The 18,180-nt window shown below is 70.2% G+C and carries 20 protein-coding genes; 9 read left to right on the top strand and 11 right to left on the bottom strand.

What is annotated here, in order from left to right:
* The first annotated feature begins 196 nt into the window (after nt 1-196).
* Together HWX08_RS22430 and HWX08_RS22435 are read left to right on the top strand one after the other, a co-directional pair.
* Nucleotides 197-2,119 (top strand): DUF3857 domain-containing protein, encoded by a 1,923-nt coding sequence (locus HWX08_RS22430; RefSeq protein ID WP_174922462.1) that lies wholly within the window; start codon nt 197-199, stop codon nt 2,117-2,119.
* 54 nt (nt 2,120-2,173) lie between these two features.
* Nucleotides 2,174-2,341, top strand: a complete 168-nt coding sequence (locus HWX08_RS22435) for a hypothetical protein (RefSeq protein WP_167375393.1) — start codon at nt 2,174-2,176, stop codon at nt 2,339-2,341.
* Between the two features lie 119 nt (nt 2,342-2,460).
* Here the strand turns inward: HWX08_RS22435 and HWX08_RS22440 are convergent, their stop codons facing one another.
* Entirely contained in the window at nt 2,461-3,510 is a 1,050-nt protein-coding gene (locus HWX08_RS22440) for an AraC family transcriptional regulator (RefSeq protein WP_069259193.1), read from the bottom strand.
* 70 nt (nt 3,511-3,580) lie between these two features.
* On the opposite strand from HWX08_RS22440, the gene HWX08_RS22445 reads away from it, so the two are divergent.
* A complete protein-coding gene (locus HWX08_RS22445; RefSeq protein ID WP_174922463.1) occupies nt 3,581-4,792 on the top strand; it encodes an MFS transporter in 1,212 nt (403 codons plus the stop codon).
* A 30-nt stretch (nt 4,793-4,822) separates the two neighbouring features.
* Here HWX08_RS22445 and HWX08_RS22450 read toward each other — a convergent pair whose 3' ends face one another.
* The 4 genes from HWX08_RS22450 to HWX08_RS22465 all read right to left on the bottom strand — a co-directional run bounded on the left by HWX08_RS22450 (nt 4,823) and on the right by HWX08_RS22465 (nt 8,213).
* Nucleotides 4,823-5,668, bottom strand: coding sequence for a helix-turn-helix domain-containing protein (locus HWX08_RS22450; protein ID WP_069259195.1), 846 nt, complete (start codon nt 5,666-5,668; stop codon nt 4,823-4,825).
* Nucleotides 5,669-5,719: 51 nt separating this feature from the next.
* Nucleotides 5,720-6,277 carry a carboxymuconolactone decarboxylase family protein gene (locus HWX08_RS22455; RefSeq protein ID WP_174922464.1) on the bottom strand — a complete coding sequence of 186 codons (558 nt, stop codon included), beginning with the start codon at nt 6,275-6,277 and terminating at the stop codon, nt 5,720-5,722.
* A 131-nt stretch (nt 6,278-6,408) separates the two neighbouring features.
* Nucleotides 6,409-7,170 (bottom strand): isocitrate lyase/PEP mutase family protein, encoded by a 762-nt coding sequence (locus tag HWX08_RS22460; RefSeq protein ID WP_069259197.1) that lies wholly within the window; start codon nt 7,168-7,170, stop codon nt 6,409-6,411.
* Nucleotides 7,167-8,213: a saccharopine dehydrogenase family protein gene (locus HWX08_RS22465; protein WP_174922465.1), complete on the bottom strand. Its 1,047-nt coding sequence runs from the start codon at nt 8,211-8,213 to the stop codon at nt 7,167-7,169. Before HWX08_RS22465 ends, HWX08_RS22460 begins: the two co-directional genes overlap by 4 nt.
* A gap of 118 nt (nt 8,214-8,331) precedes the next feature.
* Here HWX08_RS22465 and HWX08_RS22470 point away from each other — a divergent pair, with 118 nt between their 5' ends.
* A complete protein-coding gene (locus HWX08_RS22470) occupies nt 8,332-8,925 on the top strand; it encodes a TetR/AcrR family transcriptional regulator (protein ID WP_069259199.1) in 594 nt (197 codons plus the stop codon).
* A gap of 30 nt (nt 8,926-8,955) precedes the next feature.
* Here HWX08_RS22470 and HWX08_RS22475 read toward each other — a convergent pair whose 3' ends face one another.
* Entirely contained in the window at nt 8,956-9,423 is a 468-nt protein-coding gene (locus HWX08_RS22475; protein ID WP_174922466.1) for a MarR family winged helix-turn-helix transcriptional regulator, read from the bottom strand.
* 81 nt (nt 9,424-9,504) lie between these two features.
* On the opposite strand from HWX08_RS22475, the gene HWX08_RS22480 reads away from it, so the two are divergent.
* Both HWX08_RS22480 and HWX08_RS22485 read left to right on the top strand, forming a co-directional pair.
* Nucleotides 9,505-9,873 carry a YciI family protein gene (locus HWX08_RS22480; protein ID WP_174922467.1) on the top strand — a complete coding sequence of 123 codons (369 nt, stop codon included), beginning with the start codon at nt 9,505-9,507 and terminating at the stop codon, nt 9,871-9,873.
* 93 nt (nt 9,874-9,966) lie between these two features.
* Entirely contained in the window at nt 9,967-10,584 is a 618-nt protein-coding gene (locus tag HWX08_RS22485; protein ID WP_069259202.1) for a glutathione S-transferase family protein, read from the top strand.
* Between the two features lie 126 nt (nt 10,585-10,710).
* Here HWX08_RS22485 and HWX08_RS22490 read toward each other — a convergent pair whose 3' ends face one another.
* The 5 genes from HWX08_RS22490 to HWX08_RS22510 all read right to left on the bottom strand — a co-directional run bounded on the left by HWX08_RS22490 (nt 10,711) and on the right by HWX08_RS22510 (nt 14,909).
* Entirely contained in the window at nt 10,711-11,433 is a 723-nt protein-coding gene (locus tag HWX08_RS22490; RefSeq protein ID WP_174922482.1) for an HAD family hydrolase, read from the bottom strand.
* Nucleotides 11,434-11,453: 20 nt separating this feature from the next.
* Nucleotides 11,454-12,425 (bottom strand): ornithine cyclodeaminase family protein, encoded by a 972-nt coding sequence (locus tag HWX08_RS22495; RefSeq protein WP_174922468.1) that lies wholly within the window; start codon nt 12,423-12,425, stop codon nt 11,454-11,456.
* Nucleotides 12,426-12,532: 107 nt separating this feature from the next.
* A complete protein-coding gene (locus tag HWX08_RS22500) occupies nt 12,533-13,663 on the bottom strand; it encodes a DSD1 family PLP-dependent enzyme (RefSeq protein WP_174922469.1) in 1,131 nt (376 codons plus the stop codon).
* 78 nt (nt 13,664-13,741) lie between these two features.
* Nucleotides 13,742-13,936, bottom strand: coding sequence for a hypothetical protein (locus HWX08_RS22505; protein ID WP_425128473.1), 195 nt, complete (start codon nt 13,934-13,936; stop codon nt 13,742-13,744).
* 58 nt (nt 13,937-13,994) lie between these two features.
* Nucleotides 13,995-14,909, bottom strand: coding sequence for an NAD(P)/FAD-dependent oxidoreductase (locus HWX08_RS22510; protein ID WP_174922470.1), 915 nt, complete (start codon nt 14,907-14,909; stop codon nt 13,995-13,997).
* Between the two features lie 142 nt (nt 14,910-15,051).
* Between HWX08_RS22510 and HWX08_RS22515 the strand changes: the two genes are divergently transcribed.
* The 3 genes from HWX08_RS22515 (at nt 15,052) to HWX08_RS22525 (ending at nt 18,179) form a co-directional block, all read left to right on the top strand.
* A complete protein-coding gene (locus tag HWX08_RS22515; protein WP_069259211.1) occupies nt 15,052-15,492 on the top strand; it encodes an RrF2 family transcriptional regulator in 441 nt (146 codons plus the stop codon).
* Nucleotides 15,493-15,753: 261 nt separating this feature from the next.
* On the top strand, nt 15,754-16,341 hold the full coding sequence (locus HWX08_RS22520; protein ID WP_069259212.1) for a DUF2760 domain-containing protein: 588 nt from the start codon (nt 15,754-15,756) through the stop codon (nt 16,339-16,341).
* The gene (locus tag HWX08_RS22525) at nt 16,338-18,179 is read left to right on the top strand and encodes an Hsp70 family protein (protein WP_174922471.1); all 1,842 of its coding nucleotides are present in this window, start codon (nt 16,338-16,340) and stop codon (nt 18,177-18,179) included. The genes HWX08_RS22520 and HWX08_RS22525 overlap by 4 nt, the downstream gene beginning before the upstream one ends.
* The last annotated feature ends 1 nt before the right edge of the window (nt 18,180 follow it).

Below are 18,180 nucleotides of genomic sequence, written 5' to 3' on the forward strand. Positions count from 1 at the left end.
GCCTGCCGACTCGCGCGCACGCGTGCCGCCGCGCGGCTTGACGCTCGCCGGCACGTCACCCACACTGGGTCGCACGACGGGCACGCGGCGCGCGAGCCGTCATCTGCGCGTCATGTGAATCGAGTCATGCGAATCGAGTCATCGGTGCCGGCGCGCGCCCGTCGCGCCCGGCAACGAACGCGCGGAGAGCTTCGACGTGGTGCTTTTCCCTTTCCGATGGGCCGGCGGCCTGCTCGCCTGCGCGATCGCGCTCGGCGCCGACGCGGCCGTGGCCGCGGCCGATGCGCGCGGCAGTGGCGAAGTCGGCGGCGCCGGCGGCACCGGCGGCAATGCACCCGTCACGATCGTCAGCGACGTCCACGAATTCGTGATCCAGCACGACGGTTCGCTCGACGAGCACGACGATTCGACGCTGCGCGCGAACGACGCGAACGGCATCGATGCGATCGCGCAGCGCTACGTGTGGTTCGACAAGCATCTCGAGAAGGTGGACCTGCTCGCGGCCGAGACGATCGACCGCGACGGTGTCGCGCATCCGGTCGGCGCGGACGGCATCCGCGACGTGCAGGAACCGCGCTCGGCGGGCGCGCCGACGTTTCAGGACGGGCTGTTGCGCACGGTCGTGTTTCCCGGCGTCGAAGCCGGGTCGAGCACGCGCGTGGCGTTCCGCAAGACCCGCACGAAGCCGGTCAACCGCGGCTACTTCGGCTACACCGTCGAGCCGTCGCGCGAGCCCGTCGACAGCCAGCGGCTGATCTTCGACGTGCCGGCCGACATGCCGCTGTACGCGGATGCACGCGGCTACGTCGCGCTGGCGCCGGTCACCGCGAACGGCCGCACGCGCTACGAATTCGACTACCGGCACGGCCCGTACGACCGCATCGAGAGCGGTGCGGTGGGCTACGCGACCTACGGCGACCGGCTCGTCGTGTCGACGCTGCCCGACTATGCGGCGTTCGCCGCGCGCTACCGCGACGCGGCCGTCGATCCGGGCGCGGACGATCCGGCCGTCGCGCAACTGGCGCGTACGCTCACCGCGGGCGCCGCCGATCCGCGCGACAAGGCGCGCATCCTGTACGACTGGGTGCAGGCGAACATCCGCTACGTCGGACTGTTTCTCGGCGAAACGGCCGCCGCGCCGCATCGCGTCACGGACATCCTGCGCAACCGCTACGGCGACTGCAAGGATCATGTCGCGCTGTTCGGCGCGCTGCTCGCGGCGGTCGGCATCCGCAGCGAACCGGTGCTGCTCAATCTCGGGGCCGTCTATACGCTGCCGGCGGTGCCCGGTTACGGCGGCGGCGCGATCAATCATGCGATCACGTGGCTACCCGATCTCGGCCGCTATGCGGATACGACGACGGCCGGCATCGCGTTCGGCTACCTGCCGCCGATCGTGATGGACCGTCCCGCGCTGCTCGTCGATACGGGCGTGCTGTCGCGCACGCCGGCCACGCAGCCGCGCGCGCGCATCGCGCGGGTCGAGATCGATGCGGCCGGCCCGGGCGCCGCGCGGTTTCATGCGTACGTCGAGGACGACGGCTGGACGGCCGAACTCGAACGCAACCTGTTTCGCCGTGCGACGCCCGACGCCGTCGCGCAACTCGCGAACGACCGTCTGCGGCGAAGCGGGCTGCGCGGGCGCGCGCAATTGTCGACCAGCGACCGGCGCGTGACCGACGGGCCGTTCGACGTGACGATGTCGGGCACGCTCGATCATGTCGTGTGGCCCGACGGCACGACCGCGGTGCCCGCGCTGTCGAGCCTGACGGGCGGGATCGCGACGCAGGTCGAAGGCTGGCTGGCCGAACCCGTGCGCACGCAGCCGTGGGGCTGCATCGGCGGCACGTTCGACGAGACCGGCCAGATCGCGCTGCCGGCCAGCGTCGCGGTGACCGACCTGCCGGCCGATACCGCCGTGCACGACCGCTTCGTCGACTTCACGTCGCACTACGTATTCGACGCGGCCGCGCGCGTCGTGCAGGTCACGCGGCGCATGACGGCGGATTTCGGCCGTCAGGTGTGTACGCCGGACGAATTCACGGCGCTGCGCGCGTCGCTCGAACGCATCGAACGCGACACGCAGGCGCAGATCGTCGTGCGGGCGAAAGGGCGTTGAACGGGCAGCGCAAGCGTGCGTGTCGCGTGTGGGCCGCCGGACAGGAGGGACATCATGACGGAACGGGATCACGAGATCGCCGATCTCTCGAAGGAATTGCTGGGCCGGATCGTGCAAGGCGCCGTCGCGAGCGGTGCGGTCGTCGATGTGGAGCAGTGCGTGGCGCTCGCCGTGCAGTGCGCGACGGCGTTGATCGACAGGTTGGACGCGCGCACCGACTGAGTACTGCATTGCCGCGCGGCGGTGGGCCGGGAGAGGCCGGACCACGGACGCGACGCGACCGCGGCCGGCATCACGCATCACGCATGACGCGTGACGCGTGACGCGCCCCGCGTCCCGCTTCACGCGTCGACTCGCACCTCGCCGTCCGCGCGCACCGCACCCGGCGGCTTGCCGACCACGCGCTTGAACGCGCGGCTGAAGGCGGCGAGCGAGCCGTAGCCGAGCCGGTACGCGACGGCCTCGATCGTCTCGCGGTCGCGCGTGATCCATTGCGCGGCGAGCCGCATCCGCAGTTCGGTCAGATAGCGCACGGGCGTCATGCCGGTGGCCGCGAGAAAGCGTTCGGCGAACACCGAACGCGACACGCCTGCTTCGGTCGCGAGTTCCGCCACACTCCAGTTGCGCCCCGGGTCGCGATGCAGCGCGACGATCGCGCGACCGAGCTTCGGCTCGCGCAGCGCCTGCACCCAGCCCGCCGCGTCGCCGCATCCGCACTCGACCCAGCCGCGCACGATGAACGCCGCGACCACGTCCGCGAGCCGCGCGAGGATGCCCGCGAAGCCCGCGCGCGCCGAGCACGCTTCGCGCTCCATCGCGTCGAGCATCGGGCGGATCTCCGGGTAGCGCGCGAGCAGCGTGCCGACGTGCATCAACTCCGGCATCGTGCCGACCAGCGGCTGCATGCCGCCGAGATCGAGCTCCATGCACGCGCTGAAGATCAGCGCGTCGCCGGCGCCCGGCTCGGTCGTCGCGCCGGGTGCCGGCGACGTGCCGGTCGACGCCACCGACGCGACCGTGTCGCAGATCTTCGCGACCTCGAAGCCGTTGATCTCGCGACACGGCGCATCGGGGTCGGATACCAGCGCGTGCATCCCGCCGTGCGGCAGCAGGATCGCGTCGCCGGCCTCGAGCCGCATCGTGTCGCCCGACGCATTGCGCAGCAGCACGGGCCCGCGCCCGACGAAATGGAACTGCGCGCGGCCCGTCACATGGCCGAAGTTCAGCCCGAACGGCCGCGCGACCTGGATGCGGCGGTACTGCACGCCGCTCAGGCGCATCCCCAGCAGCAACTCGCTGACGAGGTCGTGCGCGTCGGGGATGGGAGGGAGCAGGGGCTCGGACATTTTGAGATTCGGACGATCGATCAACAAGAGCGGATTGTATGTCATAGACCGTCCTGATGTGGTTCCTTACGATACGCTCTCGTCAGTATTTTCCCTAACCGACACGGAACCCCGCATGAATCCCGGAACCTCCACGGCCGCCTCGACGGCGGCCCCCCGCGAACCGGCCTGGGGCGCGGTATTCGCGATGACGCTCGGCGTCTTCGGGCTCGTCACCGCCGAATTCCTGCCCGCCAGCCTGCTGACGCCGATGGCCGAGAGTCTCGGCGTGACCGAAGGCGTGGCCGGGCAGGCCGTCACGGCCACCGCGACGGTCGCGCTCGTCACGAGCCTGCTGATCTCGGCGCTGACGCGCACGATCGACCGGCGGCGCGTGCTGCTCGTGTTCTCGCTGCTGCTCGTCGCATCGAACCTGGCCGTCGCGTTCGCGCCCAACCTCGCGATGCTGCTGGTCGGCCGCGTCGTGCTCGGCGTCGCGCTCGGCGGTTTCTGGACGATGGCGACGGCCACCGCGATGCGGCTCGTGCCCACGGCGATGGTGCCGCGCGCGCTGTCGATCGTCTTCAGCGGCGTGGCGGTCGCCACCATCGCGTCCGCGCCGATGGGCAGCTACTTCGGACACCTGATCGGCTGGCGCAACGTGTTCCTGATCGCGGCCGTGCTCGGCGGCCTCGCGTTCGTGTCGCAGGTCGTCACGCTGCCGTCGATGCCGCCGAGCGGCACGACGCGGCTGCGCACGCTTATCGACGTGCTGCGCCGGCCGACCGTCGGCCTCGGGATGTTCGCGACGATCCTCGTGTTCACCGGGCATTTCGCGTTCTTCACGTATCTGCGGCCGTTTCTCGAACAGGTCGCGGGCGTCGGCGTGAACGGGCTGTCGGCGATCCTGCTCGGCTACGGCATCGCGAACTTCGTCGGCACGTCGCTCGCCGGCCGCGTGCTCGAACACCGGTTGCGGCCGATGCTGATCGGGATGCCCGCGCTGATGGTCGTGCTCGGCGTCGCGCTCGTCGCGCTCGGCCGCGCGCCGATGGTCGACGCGGTGCTCGTCGCGTTGTGGGGGATGGCGTTCGGCGGCGTGCCCGTCGCGTGGTCGACGTGGGTCACGCGCACCGTGCCGGATGAAGCCGAGAGCGCGGGCGGCCTGATCGTCGCGGCGATCCAGCTCGCGATCGCGACGGGCGCGGCGGCCGGCGGCGTCGTGTTCGACGCGAACGGTGCGGCCGGCGTGTTCGTGGCCGCCGCCGTCGTGCTGGCCGTCGCGGTCGCGACGATCGTGACCGGCGTGCCGAAGCGCGTCGGCGTGGCGTCCGCGCTGGCGGAGTGATCGGCACCGGCGGGCCGCCCGGCCCGCCGGTCAGCGCAGCGGTGCGTGCGCGTCGAGCAGTTGCCGGTGGCGTGCTTCGGTCGCATCGTCGGCGGGGAACATGCACTCCATGCGCAGTTCCTGCGCGGCGGCGCTTTGCGGCGTGCCCACCGTCGTGACCAGCGAGAAGTAACGCAGCACGACGCCTTCGTGCACGAAGCCGATCGGGATGACCGGCAGCGACGGCGCGGCGGCCGGCGCCGGCGGCGTGTTCCAGTCGCGCGGCGCGTCGGGGCTGGCGAGCAGGTCGTCGAGCAATTGCCGGGTTTCATCGTCGAGCACGCGGCCGACCGATTCCCGATGCACGCGCTGCAGCAGGCTGCGCGACACCGACTCCCAGTCGGCGAGGAACGGCCGCATGCCGTGCGGATCGAACATCAGGCGCAGCAGGTTGCGCGGGCCGTCGCGCGCGGCCATGTCGATGAAGCAGCCGAAAAAGCGCGGCGCCGCCTCGTTGGTCATCAGCACGTTCCAGTGGCGGTCCATCACGATCGCCGGAAACGGCTCGTGCTGGCGCACGACCCGTTCGAGCGCGCGGATCACGCCGTGCATCTCCCGCGCATCCCACGGCGCTTCCGAATACACCGGCGCATAGCCGGCCGCGAGCAGCAGCGCGTTGCGCTCGCGCAGCGGCACGTCCAGCGTCTGCGCGAGCGTCAGCAGCGTGTCGCGGCCCGGCACGCTGCGTCCGCTTTCGATGAAGCTGATCTGGCGCTGCGAGATCCCCGCATCGAGCGACAGGCCGAGCTGGCTCACGCCGCGCACGTCGCGCCAGTAGCGCAGCAACCGGCCCAGTTCGTGCGGCGGCGTGTGCGGATCGCGGCGGCTGGCGTTCATCGTGCCTTCTCCCTGGGTGTTCCGTGAGCGATGCGATCGACTCTACCGGACTCACGCGGCGTTCGCCCGCCACGCGAATGCGTCGAACGGCGCTTCGAGCGCGGGCCGCGCGACGCTGCCGACGTAGTTCGTGATCGTCGAAGCGGCCACCACCGCGATCACTTCCAGCAACTGTTCGGCCGTGAAGCCGGCGTCGAAGAACGCCTGCCGGTCGGCATCGGCCAGCCGGCCGCGGGTGTCGATCAGCCTGCGCGCGGTGGCCGACAGCGCGGCCAGCGTCGCGTCGCCGGGCAGGCCGCCGCGCCGGATCGCGTCGACGTCGGCGTGGGTCACACCCTGTTTCAACGCAAGCGCGGTATGGAACGCGACCGGCCATTCGCTCGCGTTCGCGACCGCGTTGGTGAGCAGCAGCGTCTGGATCTGCGGCTCGGTGAGGCTGCTTGCGTGCACGCGCTCGAACAGCCCGATGAAGCCGTTGATCAGCACCGGCGACGCGGCCATGGCCGCCGCGACGTTCGGGATCACGCCGAAGGTCTGCTGGAGTTGCTGGAGGACGGGCCTGGATGCGGCCGGCGCCGAGTCGATCGTATGAAGCGGATAGGCGGACATGGTGTCTCCGGGTGACGCGCGCCGCCGGCATGGCGGCGCGACACCCGAAGCGTAGGCGCGGCCGTGTCGCGCGCCAATTACATGCGATGTCATCGTGCGGTGCGCGCGAGGCCGGCCGTCGCGCGTAGCGGTCAACCGCCTTGCCGGATCATCTCCGCGAGCGTATTCATCGCCTGCAGGTACGGATACGGCCCGTGGCTGATGCGGGCCACGCCGCATTGCGCGAATTCGGCGAGCGTCGGCGTGGCCGCGACGCGCATCACGTTCACCGGCAGCGGCGACGCGGCCGTCAGCGCGCGAATGAGCGCCGGCGAGCGCAGCCCGGGCACGAACAGGCCGTCGGCGCCGGCCGCGGCGTACGCGTGCGCGCGGGCCAGCGCGGCGTCGAGCAGGCGCTCGTCGTGCGTGTCGGCCGGCGCCTTGAAGAACACGTCGGACCGCGCGTTGATGAAGTAATTCGCGCCCGCGCGATCCGCGGCTTGCCGTGCGGCCGCGAGGCGGGCCGCTGCCGCGTCGACGTCGCGCAATTCGCCCGTCGCCGGGAAGCTGTCTTCGAGATTGCAGCCGACCGCGCCGGCCTCGATGCTCAGTGCGATCGTTTCGCCGACGTCCTCCGGCCGCTCGCCGTATCCGCTTTCGAGATCGACGGAGACGGGCAGGTCGGTCGCGCGCGTGATCCGTGCGAGCACTTCCATCATCAGCGCACGCGGCATCTGCTCGCCGTCGACGAAGCCGTTGGCTGCCGCGACGGACCAACTGCCGGTGGCCAGCGCGACGGCGCCCGCGTCGGCCGCCGTGCGCGCGCTGCCGGCGTCCCACACGTTGAACAACGCCAGCGGCTGGCCCGCGCGGTGAAGCGACCGGAAATACTCACCTTTGTCATTGCTGCTCATGCTTGCTCCTCGTTGTGGAAAACCGGATCGGTCGTCGTGCCGAACGATACTGCCACCGAATCGAGCGCCGCGAGGAAATCGCGTGCGTCGAACAGCTCGCCGAGACTGCGCACGCCGCCCGATACCACGGTGTCACCCGTGACCACGCGCACGGCCGCTTCGACGATGATCGGTGCGCTGACCGCGTAGATGTCGCGCCCGGACGCCGTCGCGCGGTGCGTCGTACCGTGCTGCACGACGATCGCGTCCATTGCGAACTGCTGCGCCGAGCGGCCCAGCACGTCGGTCGGCACGGGCGGCGGCGTGGCCGCATCGCGCACGTCGCGCAGCGCGCGCGTGGCGAGCCACGATTCGATCGTATCGATGCGCAGATGGCGCGACAGCGTCATCACTTCCGAAAACGGCAGCAGCGTCACGTCGACGCGGCCGATCGGCGGCGGGAACGGCCACGCGCGTTCGCGTGCGGCCGACGGCACCGGCATCGGCTTGCCGTCCTTTTGCACGAGCCGCACCGCGCGGTTGCGCTCGCCCGTCACGCGCGTGCCGCGGGTCGGGTGCCAGCGATCGAGCCCCGTCGCGACATCGACGCGCTCGATCGGCCGGTTCGTGTCCGCGACGGCGGTCACGAGCAGGTCGGCAAGGCCGCCGTAGAACGCCGCGGCCGGCACGACGGTCACGCCCACGGCGCGCGCCCGGGTATCGCAGTGTTCGGCCAGCGCCAGCACCGACGGTTGTTCGGCGCTCAGGTCGAGATACGGGATGCCGGCCCGCAGCGCGGCGTCGGCCAGCGGCAGCGCGGTGTCGAGGAACGGGCCCGCGCAGTTGATCACCGCATCGGCGCCGCGGAGCGCGGCGTCGAGTGCGGCCGGATCGTCGACCGCGGCGACGCGTGCGGTTGCCGGATCGCCGCCCGCTTGCGCGAGCCGTGCGGCGTCGCGGCCGATGCGGATCGCGCCCAGGCCGCGCCGCGCCAGTTCCGCGACGACGAACCGGCCGGTGTGGCCCGTCGCGCCATAGACTGCAACCGTCATTCGATCGTCCATGATCCACTCGGATACAGAACGGTCTGTTTTATAGTACAGACCTGTAGCGTGCGTCAAGCACGCGGTGCTATGATCCGGTCACTGTTGCAGTGCGGGCGGCCGTCACGGCCGAATGGGGATGAGAAAGGAAACGGGTACACCAGCGAGCGCGCCCGATACGCGCGAACGCATTCTGCAAACGGCCAGCGAGCTGTTCTACCGGGAGGGCACGCGCGCGGTCGGCGTGGACCTGATCGTCGCGCAGGCGGGCGTCGCGAAGACGAGCCTCTATCGGCATTTCGCGACGAAGGACGACCTGATCGAAGCGTTCCTGCTGCGCGAGGACGCCGATTTCTGGGCGCATTGGGATGCGGTGGCCGCGCAGTACCGGCGCACGCCGCGCGAGGAGCTGGATGCGCAACTGCAATGGATCGGCGAACGCATTGCGCGCCCCGGCTATCGCGGCTGCCCGCAGATCAACATCGCCGCCGAATACGCGGACGGCAACCATCCGGCCCGCAAGGTCGCCGTCGCGCACAAGCAGGAACTGCGGCGCCGGCTGACGGAGCTGGGGGGCGCGTTGGGGCTCGACGAACCGGAGACCTTCGCATTGCGGCTCGCGACGGTCATCGACGGGGCGCTCAGCAGCGGGCGTGCGCTGCACGAGTACGGGCCCGTGCGTTTCCTGCAGGAATTCGCGCAGCTGCTGCTGCCGAAGAAGGGCCGGAAGTAAGCGGCACGCGGCTCGGTGCCGCGCGCCGCGTCAGTCGCGCGAACCCGGATCGACCGACAGCGTGCGCAACTGGCCGCGCAACTGGTCGACTTCGCCCGGCGCGAAAGGCTGCTCGATCTCGGCATGCGTGCGCTGCCACACCGGGAATGCTTCGGCGAGCAGCGCGTGGCCGGCGGGCGTCAGTTCGAGCAGCCGGCTGCGCCGGTCGTCCGGGTCCTGCACGATCGTGACGAGGCCGCGCCGCTCGAGCGGCTTCAGCGCGGCCGTGAGCGTGGTGCGGTCCATCGCGAGCAGCGACGCGACCGATTTCATCGGCGCCGGCTGCGGCCGGTTCAACGACATCAGCAGCGAAAACTGGCCGTTGGTCAGATCCAGCGGGCGCAGCGCATCGTCGAAGATCCGCGCGAGGTTGCGCGCCGCGCGCTGCATGTGCAGGCACAGGCAGCAATCGCGCACCATCAGCGTCGTCTCGAAGGGGAGCATTTCTTTTCGTGCCATGTTGCAATTGTGTTGATATCAACCTATCTTGTCAAGGTCGGGGCGCGGCAGTCCGCCGCGTCCGTCATCGGAGGAGACGGCATGAGTGCGCAACAGCAGTTGTATCTCGCGGTATTTCTCGGAAGCAAGGATAGCCCCGCCATGAAAGCGTGGATGGTGCTGTCGGACGACGAGCGGCGCACGCGCGAGCGCGACGGCATCGCCGCCTGGCATGCGTGGGTCGAGCGGCATCGCGATGCGATCGTCGAGCTGGGCGGCCCGCTCGGCAAGACCAAGACCATCGACGCGGGCGGCATCCACGACACGGCGAACGAGATGAGCGGCTTTACCGTCGTGCGGGCGGCGTCGCACGACGCGGCGGCCGCGCTGTTCGAAGGCCATCCGCATTTCACGCTGTTCCCGGGCGTGGCGATCGACGTGATGCCGGTGCTGGCGATTCCCGGCGCCTGAACGACGCGCGATGCCGGCCACCGTGCGTCGCTTCATTCGATGCGCATGGCCCGCATGCGGACATTTTCCCGACATTCCGGATGGAGACTGGCGATGAAGCTTTACGGATTTGCCGGCACCCGCACGCAACGCGCGCTGTGGGGGCTGAAGGAGCTGGATGCGGATTTCGAATTCGTGTCGGTCAACCTGCTCCAGGGCGAGCACAAGCGGCCCGACTTTCTGCGCCTCAATCCGGCCGGCAAGGTGCCCGTGCTGGTGGACGGCGACCTCGTGATTCCCGAGTCGGCCGCGATCGTGTTGTACCTCGCGGACAAATACCCGGAGAAGGCGCTGCTGCCGGTCGATCCGGCGCTGCGCGCGCAAGCCTATCGGTGGGTGATGTTCGCGGTGACGGAGCTCGAGCAGCCGCTGTGGCGGATCACGCGGCATTCGTTCATCTATCCGCCGGAGAAGCGTTCGCCGGCCGACATCGAGCTGGCGCGCGAGGATTTCAGCACGATGGCTGCGATTCTCGACGCGCATCTGGACGGGCGCGCGTTCATCGTCGGCGATTCGCTGACGGTGGCCGATTGCGTGACGGCCTACCTGATCGACTGGGCGAGCGAATGCCACCTGATCGAACCGTTCCCGCACCTGCGCGCGTATCTCGAACGGCTGTATGCGCGGCCGAAGGCGCCGCAGCGGATCGCGGAGGCGAGGAAGGCGGCGTGACGAGCGGCGCCCGCTCGGGTGCGGCGTGGCCGGCCGCTACGTTTGCGCGGCCGGTGAACGGCGGTCGGCCGCACGTCACGACGGTGACGCGTGCGTTGCGGTTGCGGCTGCGGCGCTCGCGGGTGCTCACACCACCTCATCAGGCCCACCAAGCGCGCGACACAGCATCGACAGATCACTGAATGTGAGATGCCGCGCCGCGGCCTGCTGCGGCACCCGCTCCGTTTCCGGATGCGTATCGCGAACCACCCACGCCGCCTGAAGCCCCGCATTCAACGCGCCTATGACATCGAGGTGGTAATCGTCGCCGACGTGCAGCAGTTCCGCCGGCCGCACGTCGAGCGCTTGCGCGGCCGCATGAAATATCCCGGGCTCCGGCTTCGCGACCCCGAACGTCTGCGCGCTGAGCGTCGCACGAAAGAATTCGCCGCCGCCGGTCAGCCGGAGATCCGCGTTGCCGTTGGTCACCGCGACCAACGGAAACCGTGCGCTCAACCACGCGAGCGCCGGCAATGCATCCTCATAGAATTCGACCCGGTTGCGCGCCGCATAGAACGCTGCGTACGCAGGCTCGGTGAGCGCGACATCTTCGTTCGCGCGCTCCAGCGCCAGCCGGATCGAGCCGATTCTCATCGCGCGGAAGTCGTCGGCAAGCTCCGGGCACAATCGTTCGTATTCCTCACGCAACTCGCTCAGTGCCTGCGGTGTGGACAGCACGCTCTCCGTGCCCGGCGCGTGCTCGACCAGCCACGCGCGAAGCGACGCTTCGGCCCGTACGACGGACGGCCCGAACGGCCACAGGGTGTCGTCCAGGTCGAACGAGAGGGCGGAAGCTTGGGTGACACGCATGGCGGTTGAAGAAAAGTCGTTTACCAGGGCCACGGAATGGAGCGTCCGGTGCCGTGTTCGAGGGCCTGCCGATACAGGAAGCGTGCGACGGTCAGGTCCTGAAGCGCGAGCCCGGTCATGTCGAAGACGGTGATCTCGTGCGGCGCGCGGTCGACCGGCGTCGTTCCGGCGAGGATGTCACCGATTTCAGTGCATGGCAAATCCGGCGCCCACTGGCACTCGCCGATGCTGCGCGCCTGATCGTGATCGTCCACGACGATGCGCGCGCGTTCCAGCACGCCGGCCGGAAGCTCGCGCTTGCCGGCGGTATCGGCGCCGACGCAGGTCAGGTGGGTGCCCGGCCGAACCGCGTCCGCTTCGAACAGCGGGCCGCCGCCCGGCGTTGCCGTGATGACCACGTCGCTGTCGGCCACCGCGTCGTTCCGGTCACGCGCCACGCCGATCGCGCACCGTTCCCGGAACGCGGATTCGAACCGCGGGTCCGGCTCGCCGCCGACGTTCACGTATTGCACCGTGCACCGTTGCCGCAACAGCGCGAGCGCGTAGTCGAGCTGCACGCGCGCCTGCACGCCGGTGCCGAACACGCAGATGCGCGTGCTGTCGCGACGCGCGAGCAGTTGCAGCCCGAGGCCGCCGGCGGCACCGGTTCGCGCGGTGGTGATCGCATTGCCGTCCATGATGCACAGCGGACGGCCCGTCGCCGGGTCGAACAAGGCGACGGTGGCCTGATGCGGTTCGCCGCCGAGCGCACGGTTGCCGGGCCAGAATCCGGCTGCCTTGAAACCGAGCAGATCCTGGCCGGCGACGTCGCCCGACTTGATGCCGAATACGCCGCCGGTATGCAGCTTCTCGCGGACCACCGGGAACACGCGTCCGGCCCGTTGGCTGTGCAGCACGAAGGCTTCGCGCACCGCCGCCGTCACTTGCTCGGCGTGGAGAGCGGGTTCGACCGCATCGCGGTCGAGCAGCAGGAGTCGGGCGTCTGTCGGCATGTTCGGGCAAGCGCTGATGGCGCCACGCAAATCGAGGTTTTTAAATTTTGTCCAGATTTGGACAAATAGTCAATTCATCGCCAGGCCCACGCGGCGGCGCGCTCAGGTCACCACCCGTAGAAGCGCGGCCACGTCTGCGCGCTGCCGTCTTCGCCGATCGCCTGATACTCGGGATGTTGCGCGCCCGTCGCGCACGCATGATTCGGCAGGATGCGCAGGCGGGTGCCGATCGGAAACCGTTGCGCGATGCCGGAATCGGGCGAACCCGCGCGCGACACGATTCCATGCTCCTGGTTGGCTGCGCTCATCACGTAGTCGCCGAGCACGTCGCCGTGTTCGGTGCACACCTGTCCGTAGCCGAAATCGTGCGCCTGGCGCTGCGTGCCGCGATCGCGGCTCATCGCCATCCAGCCCGCATCGACGATCGCCCAGCCTTTCTCTTCCTGGTGCCCGATGACGGTGGTCAGCACCGACAGCGCGAGGTCGGACAGGCTGCACACGCCGATGTTGTGCATCACGAGGTCGAACATCACGTACACGCCCGCACGTACCTCGGTCACGCCGTCGAGGTGTTTCGCCGCGAGCGCGGTGGGCGTCGAACCGATGCTCACGACCGGGCAGGGCAGCCCGGCGGCGCGCAGACGCTGCGCGGCCCGCACGGTGCGGCTGCGTTCCTGCTCGGCGATGGCCGCCAGCGCTTCGGGCGTGTCGTATTCGTAGCTGGAGCCCGCGTGGGCGAGCACCCCGCCGAGCGCCATCCCGCCGTCGGCCAGTGCGCGGCCCACGTCGATCAGCAGATCGGCGTCGGGCGGAATCCCCGAGCGGTGGCCGTCGACGTCGACCTCGATCCATACGTCGAAGCGCTCGCCGTGCGCGCGCCCGAATTCGGCGATCGCGTGCGCGGCCGGCAGGCTGTCGGCGACCAGCTTCAGGTCGCAACCCCGCCGGCGCAGCGCGAGCGCCTGGCCCAGCTTCGCGGGCACCATGCCGACCGCGTAGACGATGTCGCGGATGCCGTGAGCGAAGAACTGCTCGGCTTCCTTGAGCGTCGACACGGTGATGCCCTGCGCGCCCGCTGCAAGCTGCGCCTCGACGACGTGCGCGCATTTGGTGGTCTTGACGTGCGGCCGGAACGTCACGCCGAGTGCATCCAGATGCGCTTGCATGCGGCCGATGTTGCGGCGCATGCGACCGACGTCGATCAGGGCGGCCGGGGTGTTGAGGGTATGAAGGTCCACGATGCGTTGCCTCGGAGGAAGCGGATTGTCGATGCGGACACTGTAGAGGCGTCGACGGATTTCGGGTTTAACGCAGCGCTAATTCGGCATTAAGCCGCGTTTAATCGTCGGAATCGGAATCGTGCGGCCCGCGGTGCGCGTCATGCGCTGCCGCGCGCAACGGCCGGTGCGCGACGGCAGCAGCGCCGTCACCGGCACGGGCAGCAGATGCCGGTCGGGCGGCAGCCGGACGAGCGTGCCGTTCGCCGGCAGCGGGGCAACGACGCGCAGCATGCGCTGGACGTCGCTGCGGGTGCGTCGATCCGGATCGCGGCCCCCGGGCTATGCACCGTTACCGGCCGAGCCCGACTATCAGCGACCGGTGCGCGGCCACCCCGGCCATCACACCCGACGCCGATGCGAACGTCGCATTAGTCATCGGCGTCGACGCGTCGCCGGCCGCGAAGACGCCGGCGACGCTCGTCTGCTTGCCCGCATCGACGCGCACGACCGGCCCCAGCGGCCCGTCGTCGAATGCGCAGCCGAGTTGCTGCGCGAGATCGCTCGCCATCGCCGTGCGCGCGCCGACGAACAGCGCATCGACGGGCACGACCTGCCCGTCGGCGAGCCGCAATGCTTCGATACGCGGCGCGTCGCCGAGGATGGCCACGACCGGCGAGCGCTCGATGCGCACGCCGCGCGCATCGAGCAACGCGGCTTCTTCGTCGTTCGCTTCGACCACGCCCTGCGTGAACCACGTCGTCGGGCCCCAGTCGGGAATCAGGATCGCCTGATGCACGGACAGCGCATGCGTGGCGAGCACGCCGAGCCGCCGGCCGCTCACCTCGTAGCCGTGGCAATACGGGCAATGCAGCACGCTGACGCCCCAGCGCTCGGCGAGCCCCGGCAGCGCCGGCAGTTCGTCGCGGATGCCGGTCGCGAGGATCAACCGGTCGGCGCTCGCACGGCTGCCGTCGGCCAGCGTCACGTGGAAGCGGCCGTCGGCATCGCGCGCGGCGGTGCGCACGTCGCCTGCAATCCGCCGCACGGTCGGATACGCGGCGAGTTGCGCGGCGGCGTTCGCGACGATCTGCGCGGGCGGCTTGCCGTCCTGCCCGAAAAAGCCGTGCGCGTGCGCGGCAAAGCGGTTGCGCGGCCGGCCGGCGTCGATCACGAGCACGCGGCGGCGCGCCCGCGCCAGTTGCATCGCCGCCGACAGCCCCGCAAAGCTGCCGCCGATCACGATCACTTCATGGTGGTCATGCATGCACCCGCTCCTTGTCCTGAACCTGCGTGAATGACGAACGTGTTCCGCTGGCGGCCAACTCATGAAACACGAGAAGTTGCATGATAGGGCGATGGTATCATTCATGCAACTTCAAAAGTTTCGAGAGAAGGGAGTTCCGCCCGTGAGAACCGACAGCCGTTTGTCGCGCATGCTGCATGCGCTGATCCACATGGACCAGGCCGACGGCCCGATGACGTCCGACGCGATCGCGACGATGCTGTGCACGAATCCGGTCGTCGTGCGGCGCCTGCTCGGCGGCCTGCGCGACTGCGGCTACGTGCAGTCGGAGAAGGGGCACGGCGGCGGCTGGGTGCTGAGCGTCGCGCTCGACGACATCACGCTGCTCGACGTCTATCGCGCGGTGGGCGAGCCGCCGCTGTTCTCCGATCTCGTCACCGACGACGACGCCGAATGCCTGGTGGAGCAGGCGGTGAACGCGCACCTGTCGGCCACGCTGAAGGAGGCCGAGACGACGCTGCTCGCGCGCTTCGGCGAAGTCACGCTCGGCATGCTGTCGCGCGAATTCGAAGCGAAGGCGGCCCCGCGGCGCAAGCCGCGCTGATGCGCCGCAGCATCGCGGCCGGCCGTCGATGACGTGGCGTTCGACGCAATCCGGCACGGCGCGAAACCGGCGTGCCGACATGTTCTGTCCCCCAACTTCTGCCCGGTTCGCCCGCCACAGGGCAAAATACGGGTTTTCCGCACCCGCGAGGGCGCGACCGAATCACGCGCCGGGCGGCGCCAGCGCGCAATCCGCACGCCGCCGCCGGGCGCCCAGGCAAGATCGCTCGCCATGTCGCGAGCCCACAGGAGTCCAGACCCCATGCCCGAATCCAACCTGTCCTTCTTCGGCCGGCTGTCGCTGGCCGTCGGCACGTTCTTCTCCGTGCTCGGCAACCGCGAGTTCGCGGCCGGCGTGCTGCGCGTGCGCGACGGCGCCCCGGCACCGGTCGCGCCGGCACCCGCTGCCGCCCCGGCCCCGGCCCCGGCCGCCGCCCCCGTGAAAGCGCCGGCGCCCGAACTGCGCGAAGCGAGCCCGCAGGCCGCGCTGCAACTGCTCGGTCTGCTGCAGCGCGATGCGCGCTTCATCGACTTCGTCGAGGAAGACATCGCCGGCTACGCGGACGCCGACATCGGCGCCGCCGCCCGCCTCGTGCACGACGGCTGCCGCGCCGCGCTGCGCGAACACTTCACGATCGTGCCGGTGCGCGACGAAGCCGAAGGCAGCCGCGTCACGCTGCCGGCCGGCTTCGACGCGACGGCCGTGCGCGTGACGGGCAACGTGGTCGGCTCGGCGCCGTTCAGCGGCACGCTCAGCCATCGCGGCTGGCGCGTGGCCGACGTGCGCCTGCCGAAGCTGACGGGCAGCCACGACGCTTCCGTCGTCGCACCGGCGGAGGTGGAACTGTGAGCGATCCGCGCTATTCGATCGGTATCGACCTCGGTACGACACACTGCGCGCTGTCGTATGTCGACAGCGCCGCGAGCGACGGCGAAGCCATCACGCAGCAGGTGCTGCCGATCGCGCAGCTCACCGCGCCCGGCGCGCTGGAGTCGCGCGACCTGCTGCCGTCGTTCCTCTATCTGCCGCATGAAAGCGAACTCACGCAGGGCGACCTGACGCTGCCGTGGACGGCCTCGCGCGGCTTCGCGGTCGGCGAGATGGCGCGCACGCGCGGCGCCGGCACGCCGATCCGCCTCGTGTCGAGCGCGAAGAGCTGGCTGTGCCACCCGGGCGTCGATCGCCGCGCGGCGATCCTGCCGAGCGATGCGCCGCCGGAAGTGTCGCGCGTGTCGCCGCTGGAAAGCTCGATCCGCTACCTGACGCACCTGCGCGAAGCGTGGGATCACGCGCATCCCGACGCACCGTTCGCCGACCAGGACGTGACGGTCACGATCCCCGCGTCGTTCGACCCGGCCGCGCGCGAACTGACGGCGGAAGCCGCACGCGCCGCCGGCTACTCGCGGATGACGCTGCTCGAGGAGCCGCAGGCCGCGCTGTACAGCTGGATCCAGAAGAGCCAGGGCGGCTGGCGCAAGCAGGTGCAGGTCGGCGACCTGATCCTGTGCGTGGACGTCGGCGGCGGCACGACCGACCTGTCGCTGATCGCGGTCGTCGAGCGCGACGGCAATCTCGAACTGCATCGCGTGGCGGTCGGCGAGCACATCCTGCTCGGCGGCGACAACATGGACCTCGCGCTCGCGCATGTGGTCGCGCGCAAGCTCGCGCAGCAGGGCACGCAGGCCGATCCATGGCAACTGCGCGCGCTCACGTACGCATGCCGCTCGGCGAAGGAAACGCTGCTGTCCGATCCGGCGACCGACGCGGTGCCGCTCGTCGTGCCGAGCCGCGGCTCGAAGCTGATCGGCGGGTCGATCCGCACGGAGCTCACGCGCGCGGAACTCACGCAGACGATCCTGGAAGGCTTCTTCCCGCAGGTCGATGCGGCCGCGCGCCCGGTGAGCCGCGCGCGCGTCGGCCTGACGCAGCTCGGCCTGCCGTATGCGCAGGACGCGGGCGTCACGCGCCATCTCGCGGCGTTCCTCGGCCGCCAGGTCGCGGCGCTCGACACGCTCGAAGGCGTGCAGCGCACGCTGCCGCCGGGCGCGACGTTCCTGCATCCGACCGCCGTGCTGTTCAACGGCGGCGTGTTCAAGTCGACGCTGCTCACGCAGCGCGTGCTCGATACGCTCAACAGCTGGCTCGCCGCCGAAGGCGCGCCGCCCGCGCGCCTGCTCGAAGGCGCGGATCTCGACCTCGCGGTCGCGCGTGGCGCCGCGTACTACGGCTACGTGAAGCGCGGCCGTGGCGTGCGCATTCGCGGCGGCACGGCGCGCGCGTACTACGTCGCGATCGAATCGGCGATGCCCGCGGTGCCGGGGCTCGAACCGCCGGTGCAGGCGCTGTGCGTCGCGCCGTTCGGGATGGAGGAAGGCTCGGACGCGGCGCTGCCGCCGCAGGAGTTCGGCCTCGTCGTCGGCGAACCGGTGCAGTTCCGCTTCTTCGGTTCGTCGGTGCGCCGCCAGGACCAGGTCGGCACGCTGCTCGACTACTGGTCGCCCGAAGAGCTGCAGGAACTGGAAGAAATCCAGGCGACGCTGCCGGCCGAAGGGCGCACCGTCGGCGAAGTCGTGCCGGTGAAGCTGCATGCGCGCGTGACCGAAGCCGGCACGCTCGAACTCGAGGCGATCCCGAGCGGCACGAACGAGCGCTGGAAGGTCGAGTTCGACGTGCGCGGCGCCGCCTGAG

This window comes from Burkholderia metallica (genome assembly GCF_902832845.1).
Taxonomy (GTDB): Bacteria; Pseudomonadota; Gammaproteobacteria; order Burkholderiales; family Burkholderiaceae; genus Burkholderia; species Burkholderia metallica.

Coding starts and splice junctions, on each gene's coding strand:
- HWX08_RS22485 (WP_069259202.1), top strand. CDS start 9,967: ATGAAGCTTTACGGATTTGCCGGCACCCGCACGCAACGCGCGCTGTGG.
- HWX08_RS22510 (WP_174922470.1), bottom strand. CDS start 14,909: ATGCATGACCACCATGAAGTGATCGTGATCGGCGGCAGCTTTGCGGGG.
- HWX08_RS22480 (WP_174922467.1), top strand. CDS start 9,505: ATGAGTGCGCAACAGCAGTTGTATCTCGCGGTATTTCTCGGAAGCAAG.
- HWX08_RS22505 (WP_425128473.1), bottom strand. CDS start 13,936: ATGCTGCGCGTCGTTGCCCCGCTGCCGGCGAACGGCACGCTCGTCCGG.
- HWX08_RS22455 (WP_174922464.1), bottom strand. CDS start 6,277: ATGTCCGCCTATCCGCTTCATACGATCGACTCGGCGCCGGCCGCATCC.
- HWX08_RS22490 (WP_174922482.1), bottom strand. CDS start 11,433: ATGCGTGTCACCCAAGCTTCCGCCCTCTCGTTCGACCTGGACGACACC.
- HWX08_RS22495 (WP_174922468.1), bottom strand. CDS start 12,425: ATGCCGACAGACGCCCGACTCCTGCTGCTCGACCGCGATGCGGTCGAA.
- HWX08_RS22445 (WP_174922463.1), top strand. CDS start 3,581: ATGAATCCCGGAACCTCCACGGCCGCCTCGACGGCGGCCCCCCGCGAA.
- HWX08_RS22460 (WP_069259197.1), bottom strand. CDS start 7,170: ATGAGCAGCAATGACAAAGGTGAGTATTTCCGGTCGCTTCACCGCGCG.
- HWX08_RS22470 (WP_069259199.1), top strand. CDS start 8,332: ATGAGAAAGGAAACGGGTACACCAGCGAGCGCGCCCGATACGCGCGAA.
- HWX08_RS22475 (WP_174922466.1), bottom strand. CDS start 9,423: ATGGCACGAAAAGAAATGCTCCCCTTCGAGACGACGCTGATGGTGCGC.
- HWX08_RS22450 (WP_069259195.1), bottom strand. CDS start 5,668: ATGAACGCCAGCCGCCGCGATCCGCACACGCCGCCGCACGAACTGGGC.
- HWX08_RS22435 (WP_167375393.1), top strand. CDS start 2,174: ATGACGGAACGGGATCACGAGATCGCCGATCTCTCGAAGGAATTGCTG.
- HWX08_RS22465 (WP_174922465.1), bottom strand. CDS start 8,213: ATGGACGATCGAATGACGGTTGCAGTCTATGGCGCGACGGGCCACACC.
- HWX08_RS22440 (WP_069259193.1), bottom strand. CDS start 3,510: ATGACATACAATCCGCTCTTGTTGATCGATCGTCCGAATCTCAAAATG.
- HWX08_RS22520 (WP_069259212.1), top strand. CDS start 15,754: ATGCCCGAATCCAACCTGTCCTTCTTCGGCCGGCTGTCGCTGGCCGTC.